The organism is Gemmatimonadales bacterium (genome assembly GCA_030697825.1).
GTDB lineage: Bacteria > Gemmatimonadota > Gemmatimonadetes > Gemmatimonadales > JACORV01 > JACORV01.
Genome location: JAUYOW010000273.1, coordinates 1 through 2,235, shown reverse-complemented (window position 1 = coordinate 2,235; position 2,235 = coordinate 1). Strand labels below are relative to the sequence as shown.

Here is a 2,235-nt window from a genome sequence, read left to right as displayed (position 1 = left end):
TGCTCGACGCGGGCCACCGTTCCGGCCGCCCGGGCGCTGTCGGCGAAGAAGCCGTGAGGGTCGTCTTCCGCCTGGATCGATGGTATCAGCGTGTCACAAACGGCTTCGAGGATCTTGGTCACGCTGGAAAGGTGCAGGGTTTCTTGGTAGGATTCCACCGATGAACATTACTTTCTTCCCGATCCTCCTGCTCGCCCATGTACAGTCCGCCGTGCCGCCGGATAGCACCATACTCATTGCGCGCGACTCGATGATCCGGCTCTATACCGACTGTACTGAAGCCCGGATGCCGGGTTCGATCGAGGAATTGTTCGTTCCCAAGACGACCGAAGAGATCGAAACCGGCGTGGTTCGCCGTCGGGCCCTCGAGGAAGCGTGGCGCGCCTACTTCGCCGCGCGCGCCGGCGACTCGATCGCCGCGATGCCGCTGGATGAGTGGGCCTACCCGCTGGCGGCGCGCGGCCGGCTCCTGGACAACTACTCCAATCCGCGCGCCGACGGGCCGCACGGCGCGCTCGACATCTTCGTGACCGAGGGCACGAACGTGCGGTCGCCGGTCGCGGGCGTCGTCGTGGCGGCGGGCGACGGGTGGCGCGGCGGGTACACGCGCCGCCGGGGCTTCTACTACGAAGGGGATGGTCTCTCTCGACGCGCGGGGAACGGCCTCATCCTCTTCGACCCGGCGTCCGGCGGGTATTTCCTCATGGCTCACTTCCGGCGTGGCGTGCGCGTCCTGGCCGGCGACATCGTGCGCCGCGGCCAGCCGCTGGGCACTGTCGGCCGCACGGGAAATGCGTCCTACCCGGGCCGCGGTAAGCACCTGCACATCGCGTTCAAGCGCCCGGGGACCGCCTGCGGCATCGACGGTGTACTGGTGTCGGAGAACCCGTACCGGCAGATACGCGCGGCGCGCGCGCGCCGGGGAGGACGGCGATGAGGCGACTGATGGTGGGGGTGGCGCTTGCGGTCGCGGTGGCCGGCCCGGCGTGGGGACAGCGTAGTCCTTACCGTGAGCCCGATCTGCGCCCGGCGACGGCGTTCCTGGGCTTCGACGTAGAGGTGGGTCAATCGACCGGCGAGTTCTCCAACTACGTCCAGGGAGGCATCGGGTTCGGCGGCGGCTTCCTCTACAAGCCGGACGCGGACGGCGCGCTCGGCTTGCGGGTGTCCGCGATGTACCTGATCTACGGCAGCCAGACCAACCGCTACCCGCTGGTGCCAGGGATCACGGTGGACGTGACGACCAACAACCAGATCGCGGGGCTCACCCTGGGGCCGCAGTTCACATTGGGCCGGGGTTCGGTCCAGTGGTACGTGAACGGAGGGATCGGCTTCTCGTATTTCGCGACCACGTCGGAGGTGGAAGGCACCTCCAGCGGGCAGTCCCCCTTCGCCAGCTCCACCAACTACGACGACTTCACCTTCGCGAGCGAGGGTGGGTCGGGGCTGCTGGTGCGGCTGGGCCGCGGCGGGAAGGTGTCGCTCGATCTCGGCGCGCGTTACCTCAATAACGGCCGGGTGACCTTCGTGACGAAGAACGGGGTGACCGTCAGCGGCAACACACTCCTGGTCGATCCGATCGACAGCGAGGCCAACCTGATCGTCTATCACCTCGGCGTGCAGATCGGGCTCAGGCGGCCGCTGCCCGAGCCGCCCCGCTAGTCGGCCCGGCCAACCGCCGGCATTCCACCCGCCGCCGTCTCCCGAGCCACGGTGGGCGTGGCGAAGTCCGGCCGCTCCACCTCCGCGAGCCCCAGGTGGGTGCGCGCGCGGTTGAGTGCGTCGTCAATGTTCCCGAAGAGGCTGTCGTCGCCGATCTCGTCGAGCAGGTGGGAGCGGCCGAGCGCGATCAGCGGCTGGGCGTGAATGTCGGCGATCAGGACCAGCGTCCTCTCGGCGCGGCTCCGCCGCACCACGTCCTTCAGCGCGTGCAGCCCCGTCGAGTCCATCGCCGGCGCGTTCCTCATCCGTATGATGAGCACCTTGGGCCGCATGGCGATGTCGTGCAGCGTGTCCCTGAATCTAGTGGAGGGTACAATGGCACGGGGGGACGGACGGATCGCTCTGCTGCTGGAGGTGCTCGACCAGGCCTTCGACAGCCACGGCTGGCACGGCACGACCCTGCGAGGGGCCCTGAAGGGGCTGACGCCTCGCGAGGCGCTGTGGAGGCCGGGAAACAAGCGGCACAACATCTGGGAGCTGGTGCTGCACGCGGCCTACTGGAAGTACGCGGTG

4 protein-coding genes are annotated in these 2,235 nt (G+C 68.3%); 3 read left to right on the top strand and 1 reads right to left on the bottom strand.

Going from position 1 to position 2,235, the window contains the following annotated elements:
• Positions 1 to 160: 160 nt before the first annotated feature.
• The gene (locus tag Q8Q85_13450; GenBank protein ID MDP3775262.1) at positions 161 to 937 is read left to right on the top strand and encodes a M23 family metallopeptidase; all 777 of its coding nucleotides are present in this window, start codon (positions 161 to 163) and stop codon (positions 935 to 937) included.
• A complete protein-coding gene (locus Q8Q85_13445; protein MDP3775261.1) occupies positions 934 to 1,662 on the top strand; it encodes a hypothetical protein in 729 nt (242 codons plus the stop codon). Before Q8Q85_13450 ends, Q8Q85_13445 begins: the two co-directional genes overlap by 4 nt.
• On the opposite strand, the gene Q8Q85_13440 is transcribed toward Q8Q85_13445, so the two are convergent.
• The gene (locus Q8Q85_13440; protein MDP3775260.1) at positions 1,659 to 1,994 is read right to left on the bottom strand and encodes a sodium-independent anion transporter; all 336 of its coding nucleotides are present in this window, start codon (positions 1,992 to 1,994) and stop codon (positions 1,659 to 1,661) included. The two genes, Q8Q85_13445 and Q8Q85_13440, sit on opposite strands and share 4 nt — an antisense overlap.
• 43 nt (positions 1,995 to 2,037) lie before the next feature.
• Between Q8Q85_13440 and Q8Q85_13435 the strand changes: the two genes are divergently transcribed.
• On the top strand, positions 2,038 to 2,235 hold a 198-nt coding region (locus Q8Q85_13435), incomplete at its 3' end, for a hypothetical protein (protein ID MDP3775259.1).

Coding starts and splice junctions, on each gene's coding strand:
- Q8Q85_13450 (MDP3775262.1), top strand. CDS start 161: ATGAACATTACTTTCTTCCCGATCCTCCTGCTCGCCCATGTACAGTCC.
- Q8Q85_13445 (MDP3775261.1), top strand. CDS start 934: ATGAGGCGACTGATGGTGGGGGTGGCGCTTGCGGTCGCGGTGGCCGGC.
- Q8Q85_13440 (MDP3775260.1), bottom strand. CDS start 1,994: ATGCGGCCCAAGGTGCTCATCATACGGATGAGGAACGCGCCGGCGATG.